Origin of the sequence: Clostridium sp. AF32-7AC, assembly GCF_003477925.1 — a bacterium.
Taxonomy (GTDB): Bacteria; Bacillota; Clostridia; order Lachnospirales; family Lachnospiraceae; genus Otoolea; species Otoolea fessa.
Genome location: NZ_QUEG01000014.1, coordinates 400 through 24,695, shown reverse-complemented (window position 1 = coordinate 24,695; position 24,296 = coordinate 400). Strand labels below are relative to the sequence as shown.

At 49.8% G+C, this 24,296-nt stretch carries 20 protein-coding genes; 9 read left to right on the top strand and 11 right to left on the bottom strand.

Translation table 11 applies throughout. The features are described from left to right. The first annotated feature begins 16 nt into the window (after positions 1–16). From DWZ45_RS13850 to DWZ45_RS13830, 5 genes are all read left to right on the top strand, one after another. Positions 17–1,045, top strand: a complete 1,029-nt coding sequence (locus tag DWZ45_RS13850) for a sugar ABC transporter substrate-binding protein (protein WP_107001728.1) — start codon at positions 17–19, stop codon at positions 1,043–1,045. 99 nt (positions 1,046–1,144) lie between these two features. Further along, positions 1,145–2,653 (top strand): sugar ABC transporter ATP-binding protein, encoded by a 1,509-nt coding sequence (locus tag DWZ45_RS13845; protein ID WP_118469466.1) that lies wholly within the window; start codon positions 1,145–1,147, stop codon positions 2,651–2,653. Further along, positions 2,653–3,639: an ABC transporter permease gene (locus DWZ45_RS13840; RefSeq protein WP_107001726.1), complete on the top strand. Its 987-nt coding sequence runs from the start codon at positions 2,653–2,655 to the stop codon at positions 3,637–3,639. The genes DWZ45_RS13845 and DWZ45_RS13840 overlap by 1 nt, the downstream gene beginning before the upstream one ends. Before the next feature lie 36 nt (positions 3,640–3,675). Then, entirely contained in the window at positions 3,676–5,151 is a 1,476-nt protein-coding gene (locus tag DWZ45_RS13835) for a glycoside hydrolase family 32 protein (protein ID WP_117796628.1), read from the top strand. 97 nt (positions 5,152–5,248) lie between these two features. Next, a complete protein-coding gene (locus DWZ45_RS13830; RefSeq protein WP_181357259.1) occupies positions 5,249–6,211 on the top strand; it encodes a carbohydrate kinase in 963 nt (320 codons plus the stop codon). A gap of 116 nt (positions 6,212–6,327) precedes the next feature. Here DWZ45_RS13830 and DWZ45_RS13825 read toward each other — a convergent pair whose 3' ends face one another. From DWZ45_RS13825 to bsh, 8 genes are all read right to left on the bottom strand, one after another. Next, positions 6,328–8,082 carry a [FeFe] hydrogenase, group A gene (locus DWZ45_RS13825; RefSeq protein WP_118469465.1) on the bottom strand — a complete coding sequence of 585 codons (1,755 nt, stop codon included), beginning with the start codon at positions 8,080–8,082 and terminating at the stop codon, positions 6,328–6,330. Next, a complete protein-coding gene (locus tag DWZ45_RS13820) occupies positions 8,076–9,917 on the bottom strand; it encodes an NAD(P)-binding protein (protein WP_118469464.1) in 1,842 nt (613 codons plus the stop codon). Before DWZ45_RS13820 ends, DWZ45_RS13825 begins: the two co-directional genes overlap by 7 nt. Before the next feature lie 366 nt (positions 9,918–10,283). After that, positions 10,284–11,471 (bottom strand): J domain-containing protein, encoded by a 1,188-nt coding sequence (locus tag DWZ45_RS13815; protein WP_118469463.1) that lies wholly within the window; start codon positions 11,469–11,471, stop codon positions 10,284–10,286. 158 nt (positions 11,472–11,629) lie between these two features. Further along, complete coding sequence (locus DWZ45_RS13810; protein WP_022360671.1) at positions 11,630–12,148, bottom strand: Hsp20 family protein; 519 nt, start codon at positions 12,146–12,148, stop codon at positions 11,630–11,632. A gap of 294 nt (positions 12,149–12,442) precedes the next feature. Continuing rightward, positions 12,443–13,801, bottom strand: coding sequence for an MATE family efflux transporter (locus DWZ45_RS13805; RefSeq protein ID WP_118469462.1), 1,359 nt, complete (start codon positions 13,799–13,801; stop codon positions 12,443–12,445). Continuing rightward, positions 13,791–14,243 carry a MarR family transcriptional regulator gene (locus tag DWZ45_RS13800; protein ID WP_118469461.1) on the bottom strand — a complete coding sequence of 151 codons (453 nt, stop codon included), beginning with the start codon at positions 14,241–14,243 and terminating at the stop codon, positions 13,791–13,793. The genes DWZ45_RS13805 and DWZ45_RS13800 overlap by 11 nt, the downstream gene beginning before the upstream one ends. Positions 14,244–14,527: 284 nt before the next feature. Then, entirely contained in the window at positions 14,528–14,968 is a 441-nt protein-coding gene (locus DWZ45_RS13795) for an FKBP-type peptidyl-prolyl cis-trans isomerase (protein ID WP_022359593.1), read from the bottom strand. A gap of 193 nt (positions 14,969–15,161) precedes the next feature. Next, complete coding sequence (bsh, locus tag DWZ45_RS13790; protein WP_118469460.1) at positions 15,162–16,136, bottom strand: choloylglycine hydrolase; 975 nt, start codon at positions 16,134–16,136, stop codon at positions 15,162–15,164. A 333-nt stretch (positions 16,137–16,469) separates the two neighbouring features. Between bsh and DWZ45_RS13785 the strand changes: the two genes are divergently transcribed. Continuing rightward, a complete protein-coding gene (locus tag DWZ45_RS13785; RefSeq protein WP_118469459.1) occupies positions 16,470–17,621 on the top strand; it encodes a M20/M25/M40 family metallo-hydrolase in 1,152 nt (383 codons plus the stop codon). A gap of 551 nt (positions 17,622–18,172) precedes the next feature. After that, the gene (locus DWZ45_RS13775) at positions 18,173–18,625 is read left to right on the top strand and encodes a hypothetical protein (RefSeq protein WP_118469457.1); all 453 of its coding nucleotides are present in this window, start codon (positions 18,173–18,175) and stop codon (positions 18,623–18,625) included. Between the two features lie 109 nt (positions 18,626–18,734). Here the strand turns inward: DWZ45_RS13775 and coaBC are convergent, their stop codons facing one another. Continuing rightward, positions 18,735–19,928: a bifunctional phosphopantothenoylcysteine decarboxylase/phosphopantothenate--cysteine ligase CoaBC gene (gene coaBC / locus DWZ45_RS13770; protein ID WP_182426686.1), complete on the bottom strand. Its 1,194-nt coding sequence runs from the start codon at positions 19,926–19,928 to the stop codon at positions 18,735–18,737. Positions 19,929–20,526: 598 nt separating this feature from the next. Here coaBC and DWZ45_RS13760 point away from each other — a divergent pair. Both DWZ45_RS13760 and DWZ45_RS13755 read left to right on the top strand, forming a co-directional pair. Further along, complete coding sequence (locus tag DWZ45_RS13760) at positions 20,527–21,150, top strand: ECF transporter S component (RefSeq protein ID WP_118469455.1); 624 nt, start codon at positions 20,527–20,529, stop codon at positions 21,148–21,150. Positions 21,151–21,156: 6 nt separating this feature from the next. Next, a complete protein-coding gene (locus DWZ45_RS13755) occupies positions 21,157–21,921 on the top strand; it encodes a type III pantothenate kinase (protein ID WP_118293762.1) in 765 nt (254 codons plus the stop codon). A gap of 389 nt (positions 21,922–22,310) precedes the next feature. Here DWZ45_RS13755 and sstT read toward each other — a convergent pair whose 3' ends face one another. Further along, positions 22,311–23,534 carry a serine/threonine transporter SstT gene (gene sstT, locus DWZ45_RS13750; protein WP_118293763.1) on the bottom strand — a complete coding sequence of 408 codons (1,224 nt, stop codon included), beginning with the start codon at positions 23,532–23,534 and terminating at the stop codon, positions 22,311–22,313. Between the two features lie 258 nt (positions 23,535–23,792). Next, positions 23,793–24,296 (bottom strand): IS200/IS605 family accessory protein TnpB-related protein (locus DWZ45_RS13745; RefSeq protein WP_243023502.1); only part of this gene is annotated, 504 nt, incomplete at its 5' end.

The following is a 24,296-nucleotide window of genomic DNA, read 5'->3' as shown; positions in this document are numbered from 1 at the left end:
GAGGAGGATCAGATTTATGAAAAAAAGTCTTAGATTTACAGCAGCAGGTCTTTCAGTTTGCATGATGGCAGCAATGCTGGCAGGATGCGGCTCTTCCAGCAGTACCGATACAACAGCGGCAGCCGATGCTTCTGAGGCAGCGGCAGATACGCAGGGGGCTGAGGCAAAGACCAGCGATTTATCGTTTGCATTCTGTACGAATACTTTAAACAATACTTTCCAGAGTTCCATTGATGCAAAGCTCAGCGAGCTGTGCAAGGAAAACGGCATTTCCTATACCTGCCTGGATCCGGATTATGATTTAAACAAGCAGCTCAGCCAGTTATCTGACTGTGCAAACAGCGGTTACGATGCAGTATTTGTTATCCCGGTTGACTCCGCAGGTATTACCTCCGGACTGGCTGAGATTGCAGATGCGGGTATTCCGATTTTCAACGTAGATACCGCGGTCATCGATGATGATATCGAACAGTTCGTGACACAGTTCGTTGGAACCAACGCATATATGGCAGGCCAGTTAGTGGGCGAGCAGATGACGAAAGATTATCCGGATGGCGCAAAAATTGCAGTTCTGGATTTCCCGTCCAATGAAAGCTGCGTGGATCGTGTCAATGGTTTCCTTGAGGGTCTTGGCGATCAGAAAGATAAATTTGAGATTGTAGCACAGCAGGATGGCGGTGCAGCGCTCGATCAGTCGATGGGACTGGCTGAGGATATCATCACAGCAAACCCGGATCTGGAAGCATTCTTCTGTATCAATGACCCGTCTGCCCTGGGTGCGGCAGCAGCTATCAAGGCAGCAAACAAGACCGGCGAGATCGGTGTATATAGCATCGATGCATCCCCGGATGGAAAACAGGCACTCTTAGACGGCGAGTTCACCGCAGTTGCATGCCAGGTTCCGCTTCAGATTGCAGAATATGCATTTGACGCAGCTGAGAAATATGTAGGCGGCGATACCGCAATCGATGAGAAGAAAGTATATCTGGATTCTCATCTGGTAGAGAAAGAAGAGGCAGAGAAGACTCTGAACGACTGGCAGTAATGAACTGCGAGAAAGCTTAACAGTTACGTGAAATAAAATAAAACATGGAAAATGCGGCGATGGGGTTCATTGCCGCATTTCTAAAAAACGGAGGGTTCTATGGGAAAAACAATTCTGGAAATGATAGATATCAAGAAAAGTTTTTCCGGGATCTATGCATTGTCAGGGATCAATTTTTCCCTGGAAATGGGCGAGGTTCATGCGCTTCTGGGAGAAAATGGAGCGGGTAAATCAACGCTTATCAAGGTCCTTGGAGGAATTTATAAACCGGACAGCGGAACAATCAAGATTAATGGTCAGGAAGCTGAGATAAATGGTGTTTCGGACGCCCAGGAGAAAGGAATCGGAATCATACATCAGGAGATCGTCCTGGTTCCGTACCTGACGGTCGCGCAGAACCTGTTCCTGGGACGGGAAATCAAGACGAAATTCGGCACCGTGGATATGCGGGAGACGAACCGCCGGGCAGGCGAGATGCTGGCAAACCTCGGGGTCAATATCCACCCGGATACGCTGGTAGAATCTTTGACGATCGCCCAGCAGCAGATGGTTGAGATTGTAAAGGCGGTATCCTTCGACGGACGGATCATCGTCATGGACGAGCCGACGTCCTCCCTTTCCAATGACGAGGTAGAACAGTTATTTGGAATCATTGAGAGATTAAAAGCAAAACAGGTAAGCATTATATATATTTCCCACCGTATGGAAGAACTGTTCCGGATCTCGGATCGAGTTACCATCATCCGCGATGGCGCCTATGTGGGAACGAAAAAAACATCGGAGACGAATGCGAACGAGCTGGTAGCCATGATGGTAGGACGGGAGTTAGAGAGCTTCTATGCCAGAGATTACAACGATCTGGAACATGCAGAAACGGCGTTGGAAGTGAAGAATTTAACCTGTGAGGGTGTGTTCTCAGATATCAGCTTCCGGGTAAGAAAGGGAGAGATCCTGGGATTTGCGGGTCTGGTCGGAGCCGGACGAAGCGAGATCATGGAATGTATCTTTGGAGCCAGAAAATACCAGAGCGGAACCATTCTTTTAAATGGAAAGGAAGTCCGCTTCACGACACCGATCCAGGCAATCAAGGCGGGCATCGGACTGGTGCCGGAGGATCGGAAAAAACAGGGACTTGTCCTTGGCAATACGGTCGGTTTTAACCTCACGCTGGCATCGATTGACTCTTATATTAACGGAATTGCCATCAGCGACCGGAAATGTCAGGAAGTGATTGATTATTATAAAGAAAAGCTTCATATCAAAGCAGTGGCAGACCGGGTGGAACTGGTGGAAGCGGGAAGTCTTTCCGGCGGAAACCAGCAGAAGATTGTCCTTGGAAAATGGCTGGCAATCAAGCCGGATGTCCTGATTCTGGACGAGCCGACGAGAGGCGTCGATGTCAATGCGAAGTTTGAGATTTATTCCGTTATTAATGAGCTGGCGAAGGCGGGTATCGCCGTTATCATGGTATCCAGCGAGCTGCCGGAGATCATCAATATGTGCGATAACGTATGTGTCATCAAGGCGGGAAAAATGACGGGAATGCTCGGAAGAGAAGAACTGGATCAGGAGAGAATCATGCAGTATGCAGCAGGAGGCGAAGAGTGATGAACGGAAAGAAAAGTACAGCAGGCAATTCGGTACTCTCGGTATTTACCGGAAATACAGGAATTATTGGAGTGCTGGTTATCTTATGTGTGGTAGTCGCACTGGCAACCGATAAATTTTTGACACCGAGCAATATCATTTCAGTGCTCAGACAGATTTCCATTAATACATACATTGCACTGGGAATGACGTTGATTATTATTCTCGGACACATCGATCTGGCAGTTGGCGCGATCGTAGCGATGAGCGGAACTCTGACCGTAGGATTTGTAGTTAATCAGGGACTTCCGATTGGCGTGGCGATTGCGGCTGGCATCATCATCGGTGTTGTGGCTGGTCTGATTGATGGTATGGTTGTATCGAAATTCCGTGTTCCGGCATTTATCATTACGATGGCAATGATGAATGTCTGCAACGGTATCGCGTATGTATATTCGGGCGGACAGTCCACCCGTATTACGGATAAGTTTTTCATTGCAATCGGAACGGGTTATCTGTTTAACATTATTCCGCTGCCGGTTGTCTATATGGTTATTTTAATTATCGTATTTAGTTTTCTGCTTTCTAAAACAAAATTTGGTACCTATGTGTATGCAATCGGCGGAAACCGTGAGGCGGCGCGTCTCTCTGGTGTTCCGATCAAGAAAGTCGAGATCATCGTGTTTACATTGTCGGGCGCCCTGGCGGCGTTTGCAGGTCTGGTTCTGGCATCGAGAATGTATTCCGGACAGCCGTCCGTCGGAAGTGGCTATGAGATGGATGCGATCGCAGCCTGTGTCCTCGGCGGAACCTCGATGGCAGGCGGACGCGGACGTATCAGCGGCACAGTATTTGGTGCGATGGTAATCGGTATTATTTCCAATGGTCTGAATCTGATCGGTGTCAGCTCCTACTGGCAGCTGATTGTAAAGGGTCTGATCATTGCCTGCGCGGTTGTACTGGATTCCCAGAAGGGCAATCTGGCACTCCTCAGAAAAAAGAAATGATTCCAAGAGCACATTTAGAAAGGCAAGGAGAGAAGAATGGACTTTTTCAGAAAAATGTCATTTGCGGATTCGACCGGTGACGCGATTCCGTTTTATCATGAAGGTAAATATCATATTTTTTCACTGACATCCCCGCCAGGAACCACGGTATATCCGGCGAGACTGCGTACTACATGGAGCCACTCTGTTTCGGAGGATCTGGTGCACTGGGAGGAGCTGCCGACAGCACTGTATCCGGGCGAGGGCGATGAGCCGGATGCGTCCGGCGTGTGGACGGGATCGGTTATCTACGGCGAAGGAAAATATCACGCATTCTATACGGGTTACTGCCTGACGGCAGAATATCAGCAGACGATCTGCCATGCGACGAGCGAGGATGGTATCACCTGGACGAAGGACGCGGCAAACCCGGTTATCACGCCGATGATAGAGTTATATGAAAAGCTGGACTGGCGTGATCCGTATGTATTTTATAATGAGGAAGATAAATGCTACTGGATTCTGATCTCGGCGAGACGGCTGGATATGCCGGTGACAAGACGCGGCTGTATCGTCCTGTACCGCTCGAAAGATCTGGTAAACTGGGAGTATTATGGTCCGTTGTATTCGGCAGGCAATACGAATTGTCCGGAATGCAGCGAGATGTACAAGATAGGCGATACCTGGTATCTTTCCTATTCCCGCTTTTCCGAGTTTGTCAACACGATTTACCGCACTTCCAAATCTCCGTTTGGACCGTGGAAAAAGCCGAAGAAAGACGGCATCGGCGGACGCCGCTTCTATGCAGCTAAATCCATGCAGGATGACAACGGGCGCCGTTTCTATTTTGCCTGGGCGCATGACCGTGCAGAAAACAGCGACCGCGGCGAGTGGTACTGGGGTGGCACGTTCTGTATTCCGCATGAGGTCGTTGCAACGGCAGACGGACAGCTGGACGTGAAGCTTCCGGAAGAATATGTAAACTGCTTTAAAGAGAAAGTTGACTGGAAATACCTTCCGGTCATGGGAGAATACAAGCTGTATGGAGATACAACGGTTGAGCTGGATGGATGCGGGACAACCTCGTATGGTTTCCTGGAGCAGCCGGAAGAAAAGTTCCTGTTTACCGGCACGGTGATCCCGAAAGAAGCGAATGATTCCTTCGGAATCCTGTTGAAATCCGACTGGGAGGCAAGCGGCTGCCTGTTCTTAGAGTTTGATGTGGCGATGCAGCGAGTGTCTCTTCTGTCCCTGCCGATGGGAGTTGACCCGTTCTGGGAGCAGTCCTGCCAGGCGGTTCCGAAGGCAACGGAACCGGGACCGGATGGCGTGCGCGTGGCAGAGAAAACCTTTGCGATTGAAAATGGAGCGGCAATCGACGTCAAGATTTCGGTGGATCATGACATGGTAGAGGTATTTGTGGGCGAGCAGGTGGCATTTACATATCGTATTTTCCGGAAACCGGAGTACGAGATCGGTCTGCTGGTGCAGGATGCGAAAGTAGAATTTGCAAATATCGCGATTCGGAAGTAAAATTCCTTGTGAGAGACGAACGGATGTGGCTGTCCGCCTGTGAGAGGGATGGATGGCGGCACCATTGATATAACTTGTAATACGGAGGATGATTCGTATGAGAATAAAAACAGACATCACAGCGCTGGGAGAGCTTCTGATTGATTTTACTCCAGCAGGCGTTTCACAGCAGGGAATGCGTCTGTTTGAGCAGAATCCGGGAGGTGCGCCGGCCAATCTGCTGGCGGCGGCTGCGAAATTTGGAAGGAAGACAGCATTTATTGGCAAGGTGGGTAAGGATATGCACGGTGATTTCCTGAAGGAAACCCTGATCCGGGCAGGTATCAATACGGACAACCTGATTCAGGATGAAAAGTATTTTACCACGCTTGCATTTGTAAGCCTGAAAGAAAACGGGGAGCGCGAATTTGCCTTTGCGAGGAAGCCGGGGGCAGATACGAATCTGTGCATGAAAGAGATCGATCCGGAGATCCTGGAAAATACGAGAGTATTTCATGTCGGTTCCCTGTCGCTGACCGATGATCCATCCCGGACGGCAACCTATGAGGCGATCAATATTGCTAGAAACAGCGGTGCGGTGATTTCCTACGATCCGAACTACCGGGCGGCGCTCTGGAGTGATCCGGAGACCGCACAGCTTCGGATGCAGTCGCTGATTCCCTATGTAGATATGATGAAGATTTCGGATGAAGAAACCTCGCTTCTGACCCCGTATCAGGACCCGGAGGAAGCGATTCAGTATCTGCTCCGTCAGGGCGTGCACCTGGTGGCAGTGACGCTCGGAAGAGATGGCGCACTGATCGGCAATGAAAATGGAATCGTAAAAGCGGAGGGCTTTTCCTCCCATGCGGTCGATACAACCGGCGCTGGTGATTCCTTCTGGGGAGGTTTTCTCGCCTCCTATCTGCAGGAAGAAACCTCGCCGGAACACCTGACCCGGGCGCAGATGATTCAGTTTGGCAGGGTCGGCAACGCAGTGGCAAGCCTGTGCGTCGAACGCCGCGGCGGAATCTCGGCAATTCCGGAGATGGAGGAGATTGAAGAGAGGCTGAGAGGCTAGAAGAAAAGATGGAGTAAGTAGTTGGTAACTAGCCTCAGATTGGTCATCTGTGAATGACACAAAACCCCAGAGAGCGGCAACTCTCTGGGGTTTTGTTGTGTGACCGTTTGGATATATTAATATTCCTCCACATGCAGCAGATGATGTGCACGATCGGATAACGGAGCTTCAAGATACTCGTCATACAGTGTCTGAACGGCCTGGTTTTCATGGCTGAACCGGATTGCGCTGTTTACATCATAAGCACGCAGGCACTGGTCGCGGTCTGCGCAGTCCTTCGGCTTATTCTGGAAGGATGGGCGGATCGGCTGACCGCCGCCGTTGATACAGCCGCCCGGACATGCCATGACTTCAACGAAATCATAGTGGCATTCGCCGCGTTTCATCGCCTGAATGAGGCGTCTGGCCTCTCCTAGGCTGCTGAGTGCTGCACAGTGCAGTTTCACACCCTTGATATCGATTTCCAGTTCCTTAAAGGAACCGATCTGGCGCAGAACCTTCAGCGGACTCTGCTCGTCGATCTCCGGATTTTCACCGGTTACGGTGTGGTAAGCGGTACGAAGCGCTGCTTCCAGTACGCCGCCGCTGGCACCGAAGATCACACCGGCTCCGGTTGCTTCACCGAGAGGATCGTCAAAATCGCACTCCGGAAGTCTGGATACATCGATATGATCGGCCTTGATGAGACGGCATATCTCACGGGTGGTCAGAACATAATCAATATCTTGTCCGGTTCCGGCGCTGTCCATGCCCGGAAGAGTCAGTTCGCGCTTCTTGGACATACACGGCATGATGGAAACACAGGTGATATTTTCCGGTGCAATGCCTTTTTTCTGTGCAAAATAAGTTTTGATGACAGCACCGAACATCTGCTGCGGGGACTTGGCAGTGGAAAGCTGCGGCAGAAGCTCCGGATATTGGCTCTTTGCAAAGCTGACCCAGCCAGGGCAGCAGGAGGTGAACATAGGCCAGCTGTATTTATCCGGCTGCTGTAAGCGGGCTAAAAGCTCGTTGCTTTCCTCCATGATGGTCAGATCGGCTGCAAAGTCAACATCGAATACATAGTCAAATCCAACGGATTTTAAGGTGGATACGAAACGTCTGTCAGTAGCAAATTCCGGGGAAAGACCAAATTCTTCACCCCATGCGGCCCGGACAGCCGGAGCGACAACCGCTACGGTTACCTTGTCATCATTTGCCAGTTCACCGTGGATACCATTGATGGCCTCCACATCATCCCGCTCCTGGAGGGCGGCAGTCGGGCAGTGGGTAACGCACTGTCCGCAGAGAGAACAGTCGGATTCTTTGATTTCCAGATTGTGGGAAACATCGACGGTTGTATGGGAACCGGTTCCGGACACATCCCAGATATTTAAGGTCTGGATCTTGTCGCAGATCTGGACGCAGCGCATGCATTTGATACATTTTCCCGCATCGCGGATCAGTGGAAAAGTAGAAGTCCAGATCATTTCCGGATATTCGTTTTTATAACGGTCAACGGTCAGGTTCAGATCACTTGCCACCTGTTTTAATTCACAGTTGGAACTGCGCACACAGGTGGGACAGTTAGTGTGATGCTGGGAAAGAAGCAGTTCCACGTTGATCTTGCGGGCTTCGCGGACTCTGGGAGAGTTTGTGAGAATCTCCATGCCTTCCTGAACCTGGTTGTTGCAGGAGGTAACGAGATGGTGGATTCCCTTCACTTCTACAACGCAGACACGGCAGGCACCGATCTCGTTGATATCTTTCAGATAGCAAAGATAAGGAACGTGAAAACCATTGTCGCGGCAGGCGTCCAGAATCCGGGTTCCTTCTGGAACCTGCAGTGGTATATTATTAATTTTGATGGATACAAGATTCGTATTTACCATGATGTGGTCCGCCCTCCTTTGAAGTTTCCATAACCGAAGTGATCACAGCGCAGGCAGCGTCTGGCTTCCTGGCCAGCCTCCTTGAGGCTCATGCCGCATTCGGTAAGTGTAAAGTCACATTTGCGTTCTCCGGCAGGACGCTCTGTCAGGTTGACACGTCCGCAAGGAGTACGGTCGGAGAGATCCGGTTCCGGAATCTTCACATCGCAGGTAATCTCGTGGTTGTAGCCGAGATACTGGTCGATGTTGGCTGCGGCTACCTTGCCGGCAGCGATTGCACGGATCACGGTTGCCGGTCCGGTTGCACAGTCGCCTCCGGCGAAGATACCCGGCATATTCTGAATGGAGGTCCATCCGGTTGCCTGGATGATGCCCCATTTTGCGTCGATACCCTGTTCTACGAAGTAACGGCTTTCGATGCCCTGACCCACAGCTGCGATGACGATATCACATTCAACCGGGATAGAGTCGGTGCCGATAGCCTTCGGTGAAGGACGTCCGCCGCGGATTTCTCCCGGCATCTGCTGGCTTACCCAGAGAGCTTTTACCTGGCCGTCCTCGTCTGCTTCAATCCGCTCCGGTGCGTAAAGTTCCATGATCTCTACGCCTTCAGCCATGGCACTTTCAACCTCTTCCGGAAGAGCTGTCATATCAGCTTTGCGGCGTCTGTAGGCAACTGCCACCTTGTTTGCGCCCAGGCGGACAGAAGAACGGGCTACGTCCATGGCTACGTTGCCGCCGCCGATAACACAGACCTTCTTGCCGCTAAGATCTGGATATTTGCCGTCACCGATGGCACGGAGAAATTCGACAGCGGAGATAACACCGCCGGCATCTTCTCCCTCAATACCAATCTTTTTATCACTATGAGCGCCGATGGCGATGTAGATAGCATCATATTCTTTGCGGAGTTCTTCCAGAGACAGCTGTCCCGGCTCATTGCCGACTGAAGTTTCGAGACGGACTTCCACACCGGTTTCCAGAATAACATTGATATCATCCTGCAGGCGCTCTCGTGGCAGGCGGTAGCTTGGAATTCCGTACAGCAGCATGCCGCCGAGTTTCTTGCGTTTTTCAAATACAGTGGTCTGATGTCCCATCAGCTGCAGATAATAAGCAGCGCTCAGGCCGCTGGGGCCGCCGCCGATGATCGCGATGCGCTTGCCGGTGGAGGTTGGACAGGCCGGTGCTGGTACATATCCTGCCATATCCACAGCTACACGTTTGATACCGCGGATATTGATAGAATTATCCAGCATGTTGCGGCGGCAGCGGGACTCGCATGGGTGCTCGCATACCAGCGCACAGGCGGTTGGGAATGGGTTGTCCTTGCGGATCAGGCGGACTGCATCGGCATAGCGTCCTTCGCCGGTCAGGGCGATGTAACCCGGAATATCAACTCCGGCCGGGCACAGAGCTACGCAGGGAACCGGATGATCAAGATTACTGCGGCAGCGGTTGTGTAAGATATGTTCCATAAAATCCTCTTTGAAGCCGTCCAGTCCTTTTAAAACCATCTGGGCAGCGGTATAGCCGATGGCACAGTCAGCCGTGCTTTCGATGACACGGGCTGTTTCCTCCAGCATGGTTAAATGCTTCATGGTTCCTTTTCCGTTTAGGATGTCTTCTAGAAGATTGGAGAGCTGCGCGAGACCGATTCGGCAGGGAACGCATTTGCCGCAGGTCTGTGCATGGCACATTTTTAAAAATGCAGCGGTCAGGTCGACAGGACAAAGACCTGGCGGGCTGGCGATGATGCGCCGTTCCAGATCTTTGTAAAGCCCTTCTACGACATTCTGAGCCTCGCTGTTAGTAGGTATAACGAGTCTGCTCATAAGGTGTAAACTCCTTTCATAAATGTGAAATAAAATGCGTTATATTTTTCGATGCAATTATGTGTTTACTATAACATAAAACAAGCAAAAAATACAAGATATTTATTGCAAAATATCTAAAAAAAGAAATGAAAGTGAGGTAAAAACAGATAAAATAGATAAGAAAGATAGGTATAAAGTGTGAAAAAATGTTGAATATATAGCTGTGGTAATTTCATGACAATTAAAAAGTGATGAAATTATGGATTGCCTACAATTAAAATATCATATTCATGAAAATCACAACCATATATATGAAAATAATAGGGCGAAAATTCTATGATATTTTTGGCTTTACAGACGTTCAGTAAAAAACGGCAGGAGCCGTCAAGCTGCGCTCCTGCCGTTGGGTCCGCCCTGTCTGTTTTTGTTCAGTCCGCAGGCGTGTTCAAATTCGCGAAGTTTCTGTTCTGCCTCGGGGGTCAGATGGTTCGGGACATCGATCTGGACCGTCACGTACTGATTGCCATGGATGGACGGATTCTTCATGGAAACAATGCCTTTTCCCTTTAATTTAATCTTGGTTCCCGACTGCGTCCCGGCTGCGATCTTGCACAGGACATTGCCGTACAGGGTGGAAACCAGCGCCTCACCGCCGAAGACTGCGGTGGTAAACGGAATGCGGACGGTCGAGTAAACATCCATCTCCTTGCGCTCCCATCCCGGTTTCGCGGTGACGGTGATATTTAAAAGAAGATCGCCCGCCTCGCCGCCGCCCGTTCCCGGCATGCCTTTTCCTTTCAGACGGATAGATTTACCGGTATCGATGCCCGCTGGGATGTGAACCTGTAAAGACTGGCGCTTGCCGGTCTGTGGGTTCTGCAGAGTGATGAGCTTCTCGCAGCCGGATACGGCTTCATCAAAGCTTATGGTTACATCGGACGTGAGGTCAGAACCTTTCTCACGGAAATCGGCGCTGTGAAAGCCCTGACTGCCGCCGAAGCCGCCAAAGCCAGACCCGCCGCCAAAATGAGCGCTAGAACCGCCAAAACTGGAACCACCGGTAAAATGAGTCCCAGAGCTGCCAAACCCGGAACCGCCTGTGAAATGTCGGCTGCGGGAACTGCCGCCCGAACTCTTGCCGTGGAACATGCCGCCAAACATATCTCCAAAAATGTCACCCATATCGTCCATGTCATCCCCGGTAAAATGGTATTCTGCATAACCGCCCGGACCGCTCTGATAGTGCCAGGCACCGCCCTGACCGGTACCGCCAAAGCCGGAGCCAAATGGACCATTTCCAGAAGCGCCGGCACTGCCAGCTCCGCCGTATGCGGCGCTGTTCGGGTCAAATGCGGCGTGACCGAAGCGATCGTAGAGTTTCTTCTTTTCTGGATCACTTAAGATCGAATAGGCTTCGTTGACATCCTTAAACATCTGCTCTGCCTGGGGATTACCTGCATTGGAATCCGGGTGATACTTTTTGGCAAGTTTCCGGAATGCCTTTTTGATTGTCTCCGCACTGGCGTCCCGCTTTATCCCCAGTATGTCATAATAGTCTCTTTTCTCTGCCATCGATTATCACCTCCGTAGATGCAGTGATTTAAGTTTCAATTATTTAGGTTATGATAAAAGATTGGGTATGATAGAAGCTGCCGCATCCCTGCGACAGCTTCTGAACCTATCTGGCTGCTGGCAACACAATGTGTGAGCCGCAGCTGCCTATCTGATTATTAACCTTCGATGGAAACGAAATGCTTCTCTTCAACCGCTTTCTTTTCCAGCTCTTTCGGGAAGGTCAGGGTCAGAGTGCCATTTTCAAATTTGGCATGGATATCCTTTTCTTCCAAGTTCTCGCCGACGTAGAAGCTTCTGCTTACATTGCCGCTGTAGCGTTCCTGGCGGATATATTTAACGGTTTTCTGCTCAGCTTTAGCGTCCTTCTTGGAAGCATCTGCTTCTGCGGTCGTTGCATCCTTCTGATTCTCCTCCGGCATATCTTTTGATGTAACTTCTTTCGAACCGCTGACGGTCAGATAGCCATCTTTCAGCTCGATCTGAAGTTCGTCTTTCTTAAATCCCGGCAGGTCGATGGAAACTTCATAATCCTTATCGGTTTCCTTGACATCCGTCTTCATCAGCTGGGAAGAGGAAGCGCCATACAGTCTCTGGTTAAAGCTCGGGAAGGAAAAATCCATCCAGTTATCAAAGTTATCAAATACACTATTATTAAAAATACTCGGCATATACATAAGTCATCTCTCCTTTTAGTTATCTGTAAATGTCTTTGTAGTTATCATCTATGTAAAAACATTGGGAGGAAAAGGGGAACTCATTCATTTCCTTGTCCTTTCCTTTGTTCTAGCTGTAATATAACACACATAATTAGCACTGTCAAGAGGTGAGTGCTAATTTTTTGTGAAGTTTTTGTGAACAACGCAATTATTCACGGGTAGGCACTTTTGGAACCGAAAGTGCCGTAACGATAACAGGCAGACACCTTCGCTCTGAAAGTGCCTGCCTGTTACGGAGCAGTTCCTATGTTTTTATATGATTTCTTCCACTGGCGGGTGCTGCTGTTTCCGGGTCCAGTAGATATAATATCCGATATTTAGTACAATGCCGACGATCGTAGAAACGGGGGCTGCGAGACCGATCTTGGTCAGGCTGGCGTCCGGCTGGATACTCATGAAATACGCTAGCGGGAGACGCACCAGAAGCGTCTGGATGAGTCCCTGTGTCATAACCCAGAGTGTCTGGTTATTTCCGTTGAAATATCCGATCATGCTGAACAGAACCGCGGTCACGATGGACTCAAGTGCGAATCCTTTCAGGTAATCATAGCTGTTCTGGATGACCGCCGCATCCGTCGAGAAGAAGCCGGACAGGATATCGCCCTTTAGGAGAACCAGGGTAAAGACGATACAGCCGACGCACAGACCGACGCCGATTCCCGTAAAAAGGGTGTGCTTGGCACGCTTGACTTTCCCTGCCCCTACGTTTTGGGAGACGAAGGAAGCCATCGACTGCATCAGGGCGCTCGGGACGAGCATGGCGAAATTGACGATCTTGCAGGCTACACCGTAACCGGAGGATGCCTCCAGTCCCAGGCGGTTGACGAACGCGCACAGGGCTAAGAAGGAAAGCTGGGTTAAAAATTCCTGGAGCGCGAGCGGCAGCCCGATGGAAAGAAATTTCGGGCACTGGGTGTTGAACCGGAAATCATGCCGGGTGATCGTAAATGGCAGTTTTTTCTTAATTAAAAGAAGAATAGCAAATACGACGCTGAGCGCCTGCGCGGAGACGGTCGCGATGGCGGCGCCGGCGGCGTCCATATGAAGACCAGCTACCAGTGCGAGGTCGCCGATCACATTGACGATGCAGGCAACCAGGACAAAGAGAAGCGGCGACTGGCTGTCACCGAGCCCGCGGAAGATGGCGGACAGCAGGTTGTAGGCGACGATGAAGAAAATGCCGCCTCCGCAGATGCGGATGTAGCTGGCGGTCAGATCCACCGCCTCCTCGGGCGCCTGCATGAGAATGGCGATCGGGCGGGCAAAAAAGACCATGACGACGAATAAAACGGCGGAAATGAGCGTAAACACGATCGAAGCTCCGCCGACAACCGCGCCGATCTGCTGCGGTTTCTTTTCACCGAGATAGCGGGCGATCAAAACCGTGATACCCATAGCGAACTGGATTACGACGAAGGTGACGAGGTTTAAGACCTGGCTGCCGGTGGAGACAGCGGAAAGGCCGGAAGTCGAACCGAACCGTCCAACCACCAGCAGATCGACCGCGCCGTATGCCGCCTGCAGAATCAGTGCGCCGAGTACCGGAATCATAAAGGCAATCAGTTTTTTCAGAATACTGCCTTGTGTAAAATCAGCTTTATCATTGTTCATGGGAATCCCTCCGTTTGCACATAATCTGATAAAATGTCTCCATCGTCTGAACCATCTGGCGGGCATCTTCCTCAGAGATGGTATCTAAAGAGGGGGCGAGCGCGCTGAAGTATTCGGCGTCATACGTCTGTGAGAGTGCCCTGCCCGCTTCGGTGATGGAAATGTAGGTGATGCGTCTGTCGTCCGGCGAGGTTTTCTTTTGCAGATAACCACCCGTCTCCATCTCCTTGACGGTCCGGGTCACGCCGGGGCGTGGCAGGTTCAGCGCATCGCTGATGTCCGATATTTTCACGTGGATGCCGTTTCGTTCCAGCGACTGGATGACATCCAGATATTGAATATAGGAGGAAGTGACTCCCTTCGGCAGCGGCGGAAGCATATCCCGGATCCGCTTGCCCTGATAACAGGCGTCCAACATCCGCTTGATTGTTTCGATGGTCATATAGAAAGTCTCCTTATCAAATAGTTGCTTGTGATAATTATCATAGATAATTATATGGGAAAATGAGAAGTTGTCAAGAAAAAAATACCGCCAGCTCCCGGGATGGGCGCTGACGGCGCGTGTTGTTATAATGTAAGGGCAGTTGTGTTGCTGTTTGTATGTAGGTGGGCAGCAACACAGAATGCAGCGGCGTGGCATTTTATGAAGTATGAAAAATTTCCATAGCCGCAATGTGTTTGGATAGTACGTTCACTTTCCATGGTATTTACCATAAATAATAGTAATTACTTTACTTCAACTAATTCGATCTTGAAGTTCAGCTCCTTACCAGCCATCTCATGATTGGCGTCAAACGTGATATTTACCTCATCCTTTGCGATAACCTTTACCGGGAACGGCTGTCCCATCTGGTTGGTTAAGTAAACCTGCTGACCTACCTGCAGTTCCTCGGAACCCGGCAGTTTGGCAATCTCAAGCTCCAGAATTGCGTTCGGATCCGGCATGCCGTAAGCTTCCTCCGGCATCAGGTGGATCTCCTTTACCTCGCCGACTTCCATATCAGCGACAGCGGCATCGAAGCCCTTGATCATCTGACCGGCGCCGCAGACGAACTCCAGCGGTTCGCCGCGATCGTAGGAAGAATCGAACTGTGTGCCATCGTTAAAAGTACCTCTGTAATGTGTGCGGCAGGTTTTGCCGACGTTGCGTCCTGTGATTTCAGACATTTTAAAATCCTCCAAATGATATTGATATGCGGTAATGGACAATTTTCCTCAAACGGACAATTTCCAGTGATTTCAGATGCATATTTATCAGTATACTAGAAAACAAGGCGAATGGGAAGAGAAATGTTGTCTCTCCGGTACCGATATTGTCAGTTTTTGCAACGAGGATGGGGCAAGCTGGAAGCAGAGAAGATCAGTTCTCCCATCGAATCTGCTCCCCCTGCACCAGCGGAAACCGCGAAAGCGTCTCCCCGTCCAGGTTCTCCCGGTTCATATCCACTGCCGTGATCTGATGGTTTTCATATGTCGTGTAGTAGTAAATCCCCTTATCCGCATTGCAGCAGGAGGTGTAGAGTGTGATTTCATATTTTCCATCGGAGACCTCGCAGCATCCGCGCTGCTGGTCAACCGAACCTAGGATATGGAAAAACTGGCTGACACTTTCTGGTTCGGATGCGCCGGAGCGGGCATTTGATTTTGTAAACGCGACCCGTGCAAACCGGGAAGCGGAGGAGAGGTCTCCCGGAAGTCCAAGAGCGCCCATGCCGCGGCTGTAGGTTGTAAGCGGCAGAACGGCAGAAAATGTATTCTGCGGCTGCTTCGGGGACAGGTTCATGTAATTGTTGAGGGAGAACAGCTGCTGCGGGAACGGCGGATTGTTTGTCAGGACACCCACCGGATTGTCGTAGATATGCAGTCCGTCCGCCATCGGCTCGATGACGATGCATTCATTTTTATCGGCAAGAATCCAGTGAAGCTGCGCCGGGGCAAACTGCTCGTTGAATGGGGTGTCGGTCAGTACCATCTGGGCGAGGCGGATGCGGGCCTCTTTCACGGACGCGCACTGGCTGAGAATCCAGGGGATGAACTCAAACTGTGCGATGTTGTCATGATCCTCCTGCGGCTTCTGGTAGGAGGCATTGCCGACGAAATTCAGTCCCGCCATGCAAAGCCCCTTCTCATTAAAAGCATCATAATAAAGCGGATAATCCCCCGCCACATGTGCCATGCCGATGATGGCATAGTGGGTCGAAACCGCGCTTGCGTGGCGGAAAGTAAGTGGATAGTTGCGAGGTGTGACGGTTACTTCGTCCCCGTAAGAAAATTCATAATCTAAAGTTCTGCCGAAATAGAAATTGGTGGTTTTGTAGGTTGCGGCTGTACACATGGTCATTTCTCCTTTTTCTGTTTCAAAGTGTGTGGGTCAGATGGTGTTTATCAATGTTCTATTTATTTGTTGTATGCTTTATACTCAACTGCATCATTGTAAAAGTGGAAATGAATCTTGCTGTTTTTAGTATATTTAGTATATCAAATTTTTGAGAAAAATATAGAGGAAAAGCGGATATGGAAATAGAAAGAGATTGGTCAGATCATTTTAGGACTTAAAGTGAAAGGTAAAATCAATCTGCTTCACAAATGTATTGTCTGGGTATATAATAAGGGGCATAAACAAATAGAAATGATAGGCAAATAATTTTTTTTACAGGAGGACTCACCCATGGCTGATCCAGATAGAATCCAGATAAACGAAGCCCGCATCCGCGCTGAATTTGATGAGCTGGCGCGGATCGACTCGGAAAGTTTCGGGGAACGCCAGATGGCGGATCGCTTGAAGGAAAAGCTCGCAGAGCTGGGAATCCAGGCAAAGGAAGATGACACAGCCGAGAAAATAGGAGGCAATGCGGGAAATCTGTTTGGAACGTTAAAGGGCGGACTGTCTGGAACGCCAATCCTGCTGTCCGGACATATGGACACGGTGGCGCCGGGAATCGGAAAGAAGCCGGTTTTTCATGAGGATGGAACGATCACCTCGGATGGAACGACTGTACTTGGCGCGGACGATCTGACCGGGGTAATCGCCATCTTAGAAGGCATCCGTGCCGTGCAGGAGGCAGAAATCCCGCACCGGGATATCGAGATCCTCTTTGCGGCGGCGGAAGAGCCATTTACAAGAGGAAGCTCGGAGTTCGATTTCAGCCAGATGAAAGCGAAGGAATCTTACGTTTTGGATGTAACTGGACCAGTCGGGACAGCGATCCTGCAGGCACCGACGATCCTTTCCTTTGAGGCGGCAGTCAAGGGGCGCGCAGCGCACGCTGGATTTGAGCCGGAGAAAGGCATCCACGCGATTCAGACGGCGACCCGCGCGATTGCCGCATTAAAGCTGGGGCACGTGGATGAGGAAACAACCCTGAATGTGGGCTTGATTTCGGGCGGTTCGGTTGTGAATGCCGTGCCGGAACTCTGCACCTGCCGGGGCGAGATCCGCAGCTACAGCCATGAAAAGGCAATGGAGACCCTGGAAGATGTCCGTGCGGTGTTTGAAACCGCTGTCAAAGAGGCGGGGGCAGAGCTTTCTTTCACACACCGCCTCCATGTCAAAGCCTTCCATCTGGAACCGGACGCGCCGGTGGCAGTTCATTTTGCCGGGGCCTGCCGCACCCTGGGAATCGAGCCGAAATTCGGCAGCACCTTCGGCGGCAGCGACGGAAACACGATGATGCAGCACGGAATCCCATGCGCGGTGCTTTCCTGCGGTATGTACGATGTTCATTCCGTGCGGGAGTATGCGAAGGTGGGGGATATTGTGAATGGGGCGAGATTGATCGCGGAACTGATTACGCAGGGGCAAGAAGCGAGTATAGAGTAAAACTGAAAAATGTTGACATAGCCGAACGGCTTTATTATTTCACCAAAACAATTATATAGCCGTTCGAACAAAAAATAGGGTGATTTGGAATGAAAATAACATCGACAAGCGCTGAATGAAATGTCCATCCAGCTTATGGAAGAAGGATATCCAAAGGCAAGGGATATTCGAGAGCAGATATTAAAAGAGGGCGGATATTCTCATTTATAAAAGTACCTTTTCATTTTGGTAGAGTTATTTTTGTAACTATTTTGTAAGAAAATGTCTATATATTTTGGAACATAAATCTGATATTATTAGAATAAATAAGAGACATGTCTGGTTTTGCAAAAATAAAGAGAGGTTGCTGTTTTGTGGGATTTCAGCCCTGTCAGGATAGTGAATCGAGAGGTGATCGATATGAAGAGAAAATTCTGGCTGATATTATACCATTTAGGCGGTTCGGTGGTACTTTTATTGTTACTGTACACGTCTCTTCAAGGCTTGACAACGGTGACCTTATGTTTAGCGATACCGGTATTGGCAGCAAGTATTATAGAGGCAAAATTTGAATGGAAATTTTTACGAGAGAATCCGGAAATCAAAAAGGATACAACCTATCGGATCGCAAAAACACTCGGATATCTTTGTGGTCTTATTTTGGTGGTAGGAGTATGGCCTCGTCATTAGAACATTTTTGCTTAATAAAAGACTCTGTTACACTTGGATTGAATCGAGAGGTGATCGATATGAAGAAAAAATTCTGGCTGGCATTATACAATTTAGGCGTCTCTATTTTATTCTTATTGTCATTGTACAGTTATGCAAAAGGCATGGCAGGCTTTTCTTTATTTTTAGCACTGGCAGTTTTTGGAGAAATTTCGGTAAGGGCTTTTATTGAACGAAAATACTTGCAGGAGAGTCCAGAGATAAAAGAGGATACAGCTTATCGAATCACGAAAGTATTGCGATTGCTTTGTGAAATTATCTTGATCATAGGAGTATGGCGGATTCGTTTTAAATAGCCACATTCTAAAAATAACGCTTATGATATATTCCATATTCAATGAAAGAGGAGGCATCCGCCCATCAACCGCGGTTGCTTCCTCTTTCTCTATCTATTTCAATCAAAATCTATTTCATCATATCGCGTAAAACCGTCAATATCTCCATTGCCGCCGCTTCCTTACTCATCTGCTCCAGATGGCAGGTCTGCTGCTTATCGATCAGCGTGATGACGTTCGTATCGGTGCCAAATCCGGCGCCGGCTACCTTTAAGTTGTTGGCAGCGATCAGATCCAGATTTTTGCGTTCCAGCTTGCCGCGGGCGCGTTCCTCGAGCTGGGAGGTCTCCATCGCGAAGCCGCAGAGCAGCTGTCCCGGACGTTTGTGTGCGCCGAGGTAGCTTAAAGTGTCCTCAGTGCGCTCCAGCGCCAGGCTCAGATCGCCGTCGGATTTCTTGACCTTTTCATCAGAAACGACTGCCGGACGGTAGTCAGCGACGGCTGCCGCCTTGATGACAATGTCCTGTTCCTCACTCCGGGAGGTGACTGCCTCAAAGAGGTCGTGTGCGCTTTTGATGTGGACAGTATTGACAAATGGAGGCGGAGTCAGTGAAGTTTCGCCGGTGACGAGTGTCACGTCAGCACCGCGCAGCATCGCCATCCGTGCCAGCGCATAGCCCATTTTTCCGGTCGAATGGTTCGTGAGGTAGCGCACCGGATCGACCGCTTCCTGGGTCGGACCGGCGGTCACAAGGATCTTCTTTCCAGCGAGATCCTTCGGGTAGGCGATCGCGCGGAAAATATATTCCAGGATCAGCCCCTCATCCGGAAATTTGCCCTTTCCGGAATCGCCGCAGGCGAGCAGACCGCTTGCTGGTTCGATGATGGTAAAGCCGTAATGTTCTAACAGGCGGAGATTATCTTGGGTAATAGGATTCTCATACATCCGTGTGTTCATCGCCGGAGCAATGATGCGCGGGCACTGGCAGGCTAAGAGCGTGGTCGTTAGCATATCATCGGCAAGTCCGTGTGCCAGTTTGGCGCAGACATTGGCAGTCGCCGGGGCGATGATCGCGAGATCCGCTTTTTTCGCCAGCTCGATGTGTTCCACTTCAAATTTAAAATTCCGGTCAAAGGTGTCCGTCAGGCATTTATTGACGGTCAGGGTCTCAAAGGTAAGCGGTGTGATAAATTCCATCGCATTTTTAGTCATAATCACGTGTACATCCGCGTGCTGTTTCTTTAAAAGGCTGGCAAGGTTCGCCGCCTTGTATGCGGCGATTCCGCCGGTTACTCCCAAAATAATCGTTTTTCCAGTTAACATGATATATATCCTTTCGGTTTGTACTCTGGTTTTCTGGGTCATTTTTGAACAGCATAGCATCTGGAGGAAAAATTGTAAACCCTTTTTGGCTTCCGTTCTCTGCCAGATTCTTTGGTAAGCGCATATAACAGGAGAGGAAAGAAATATCTATTTTGTGAAAAGACAATAAAAAACAGCACATATTCTGGTAGAATTGTTGGTTGTATGTTGAAAAGTGATGTGATATAGTGTGGAAGTGTCTGCTGACTGGCCTGGTTTTCACTGGATGTGAACAGGGACAGGCGGCAGCAGTTGTATTGTATCCCATAGAAAACAGGCACTGAACGTGCTGGCAGCAAATCCGCGGAAAGCGGCAGAAGAAGCTTCTGCCGGAATGTGCGTATCTGCATACGGATCTGTATCTGAGATGGAGAATCATACCGGAAGAGACGGGGAATTAAAATGCCCTGGCTCGCAGCTTTTCTGGATGGTATCGCCGGAAAGAACGGAATTTGTAAGGATTTTATGCACATGATATTGGCGCAGGTAAGCGGCAGTCTGGTGAACAGAAGGTGCAGCAGGTTTTTCGAACGGGAATAATAACAAGGAGGAAAATTTCATGAACACAACAAACAACACATCTAAACTTGTCATCTTAGGTCTTATGACCGGCATTCTTCTGCTGATGGCGTACACTCCCCTCGGATATCTGAATATTGGGCCGCTGGCGATTACATTTAATGTGATTCCGGTTGCGATCGCGGCGATCACACTGGGACCGGCAGGCGGCGCAGCGATCGGTGCAGTCTTCGGCATGACCAGCTTTTTACAGTGCATCGGCATCGGCGGCAGCAGTGCGATGGGCGCGATGCTTTTCAGCATTAACCCGTTTCTGGCATTTGTGCAGAGATTCATTCCGCGTATGCTGGATGGTCTTCTGTTAGGCTACATTTTCCAGTTTGTACGCCGCAGAACGGATGCCTACATGGCAAGTCTGGTAACCGGATTCTGTTCCGCGTTTTTAAATACAGTTTTCTTTATGACGGCTTTAGTCGTTCTGTTTGGCAATACCGAATATATGCAGGGGCTGATCGGCGGAAAAAATATCATCCTGTTCGTATGCGGTTTCGTAGGAATCAATGCAGTATGCGAGATGGTATCGTCCACAATCCTCACCGGTGCAGTCGGTGCAGCGCTTTACCGGGCAAAATTTGTACCGGCTCTGGAAAAAAGCAGGGGGTAAGACAGTATGATTTTGGCATTGGATATCGGAAATACGAATGTGGTTCTCGGTTGTATTGAGGATGGGGAAATCCTCTTTACCGAGCGGATGGCGACAGACAGCGGGAAAACAGAGCTTGACTATGCGATTTCCCTGAAAATGGTGCTGGAGCTGCGGGAAATCAAGGTAAGTGAGATCACCGGCGCGATCATCGGTTCGGTAGTACCGCCGGTTACATCCTTGATGCGGGAGGCGATCCGCAAGGTGACGGGGCAGGAAGCTCTGGTTGTCAATGTGGATATGAATATCGGTCTGGAAGTGCTGATGGACAATCCATCCTCCGTCGGTACCGATCTGATCGTCGGCGCCGTCGCGGGAATTAACCGGTATCCGGTGCCGCTCATTCTGATCGATATGGGAACGGCAACCACCATCTGCGTGGTGAATGAGAACAAGCAGTACATCGGCGGCATGATTCTGCCGGGAATAGGCGTATCGATGAATTCCCTGACCAGCCGGACCGCCCAGCTTCCGCGCATCAGCCTTGACCCGCCAAAGCGCCTGATCGGCAAGAATACGGTTGAATGTATGCAGAGCGGCGCTCTCTATGGCAATGCGTCCTGCATCGACGGCATGGTAGACCGGATTGAAGAGGAACTCGGCCAGAAAGCCACCGTTGTAGCCACCGGCGGTCTTGCCAGAAAAATCATTCCGCTGTGCCGGCATCAGATAGAATTAGATGATGAATTGTTATTGCGGGGGTTGTGGATTATCTATAAGAAGAATAAATAAGATAAAAGCGGCTGGAAAAAATCTAGCCGCTTTTAAAATGCAATTAAAAAAGATGCAGAAGCACAAATATAGTGCGAGTGATTAATTTCTGTGTTATACTGATACAGCTACCACCCCTAGACAGGTGCGGAAAGGGGGTGTACTGTGTGGGAGGAATACTGTCATTCGTGCTCTCTGTGATAGCCAGCATTGTGGCTTACTATATTTGTAAGTGGCTGGATGGAGATGAGTAGGTAGCAAAGGTTTAAGCCTCCTTTTCAAAAAAGGCGAGCCCCCGGTGTCAGCACACACCGGGGGCTTTTTGTGTACTCTGTGAGTACTGTCATTCGTTTGCCTATTGGCATTATAGCATATGGAAAAATTGATTTCAATATGCATATAATATAATTTTAATAGGTAATCTCCCGTCCTTCTTTTCTCCACTCCCTAAACTGTGCCGCTGCGGAAAGCAGAAGATCGCAGGAAGAGTTGAGTGCTGTCTCGACCGAATCCTGTACTACACCGATGATAAATCCAACACCGATGACCTGCATGGCGACATCGCTGGAGATGCCAAACAAGGAGCAGGCAAGCGGAATTAAGAGCAGGGAACCACCGGCAACACCGGATGCGCCGCAGGCGGAAAGTGCCGACAGGACGCTTAAAATGATGGCGGTCGGAATATCCACCGGAATTCCCAGCGTATTGGCTGCCGCCAGCGTCATGACGGTGATGGTAACAGCCGCACCGTTCATATTGATGGTCGCACCGAGCGGGATGGTAACGGAGTAGGTATTTTTGTCCAGTCCCATTTCCTCGCAGACTTCCATGTTGATCGGGATATTTGCCGCCGAGCTCCGGGTAAAGAAGGCGGTGACCGCGCTTCGTTTCAGACACTTGAAAATCAGCGGGAACGGGTTTTGGCGGATGCACCAGTATACGAGAATCGGGTTGGTTACGAAGTAGATAAACAGCATCGAGCCAACCAGCACGGCGAGAAGCCGTCCGTATTCGGTAAATACCTGTAAACCGTTGGTGGATACAGTGTCAAACACAAGTCCGAGAATACCGAACGGGGCAAAGTTGATGATCCAGGTAACAACCTTGGACAGTGCCGCCGCAAAATTGTCAATAATTTCTTTCGTCCGTTCGCTGGCGCCGCGCATCGCCACGCCGAAGAGAACCGCCCACGCCAGGATACCGATGTAGTTTGCCTCTGCGATGGAGGTGATCGGGTTCTTTACGACATTTAATAAAAGTGTCTGCAGGACTTCTGCGATTCCCTGCGGGGCAGAGGTTTCTTCTGCAGCCTGTGCAAGTGTCAGGGTGATCGGGAACAGTTTACTTGCGACGACCGCGATCACAGCGCCGAGCAGTGTGTTGAACAGGTAAAGGCAGATAACGGTGCGGATGATGCCGCCGTGGCTCTGCTTTGCCTGGCAGAGGGAACTGATAACAAGGAAAAATACGAGCAGGGGCGCGATGCCCTTTAATGCGTTGACAAATAGATTTCCAAGGATTGAGATTCCGACTGCCTGCGGAATCACCATTCCTAAAACGGCACCGATGATCATGCCGCCCAGAATTCGTTTAGGCAGGCTGATGGCTGTCCAGCGTTCATAGAGTGCTTTCATAAAATACATACTTCCTTTGTGATGATGAAATGGGGTTGACGAGTGTCGGGGAGCTGATTCAAATGTGCAAATGCAATATCTCCCGAATGAGTGAACCTCACATGGCTAAAGTCACGTGCTTCTCAGCCGTTTTAAACGGCAAGACTAAATATCGGCGGATACGCCAGTAACTTAGAATTCGTGCGGATACGCACTTTTTCCTCGCCGGATACGGCTGGTTTCCACATTACAGGTAGTCCGCTGTATATCTGCCTGCGTTTATGCCGCTTTTAAATTGTTTACTTCTACATAAAGCTTTCTTAAATCTGCATAAACACATGAGGTTCTGCGCTTCACCGCAGGTACTTTTGCCTCCAGTGAAGACCTTCCCGTTCCCGGCAAGGGTTTTAAAAGTTCCCGTATAAAATATCTCGCTCCGATATTATAGGATGCTGACAGGTCGCAGTTATACTGCTTTCCCGTCCGAAAGGTACATAGGCTATGGTTCTCCTGATTTCTTACTACCACTCCGCTTCCGTCACAGGCCAGCCTGCTGGTGTTCCGGGCACTGACTCTGGACACACGAATCCCTTTCCGATGTGCCTGGTGTTCACACAGCTTCTGAATATCCCGTTTTCTCCATAAATGAAGCTTTTGCTTCTTATTTCCGGATATTTTTCCCTGCATTTCCAGATACTCAAACACAATTACATCTGCCTGATATTCTGCAGCATATTTCGTGATCTCCGCAGCTATTTTGCGGGACAGCTCCATATTCAGCCT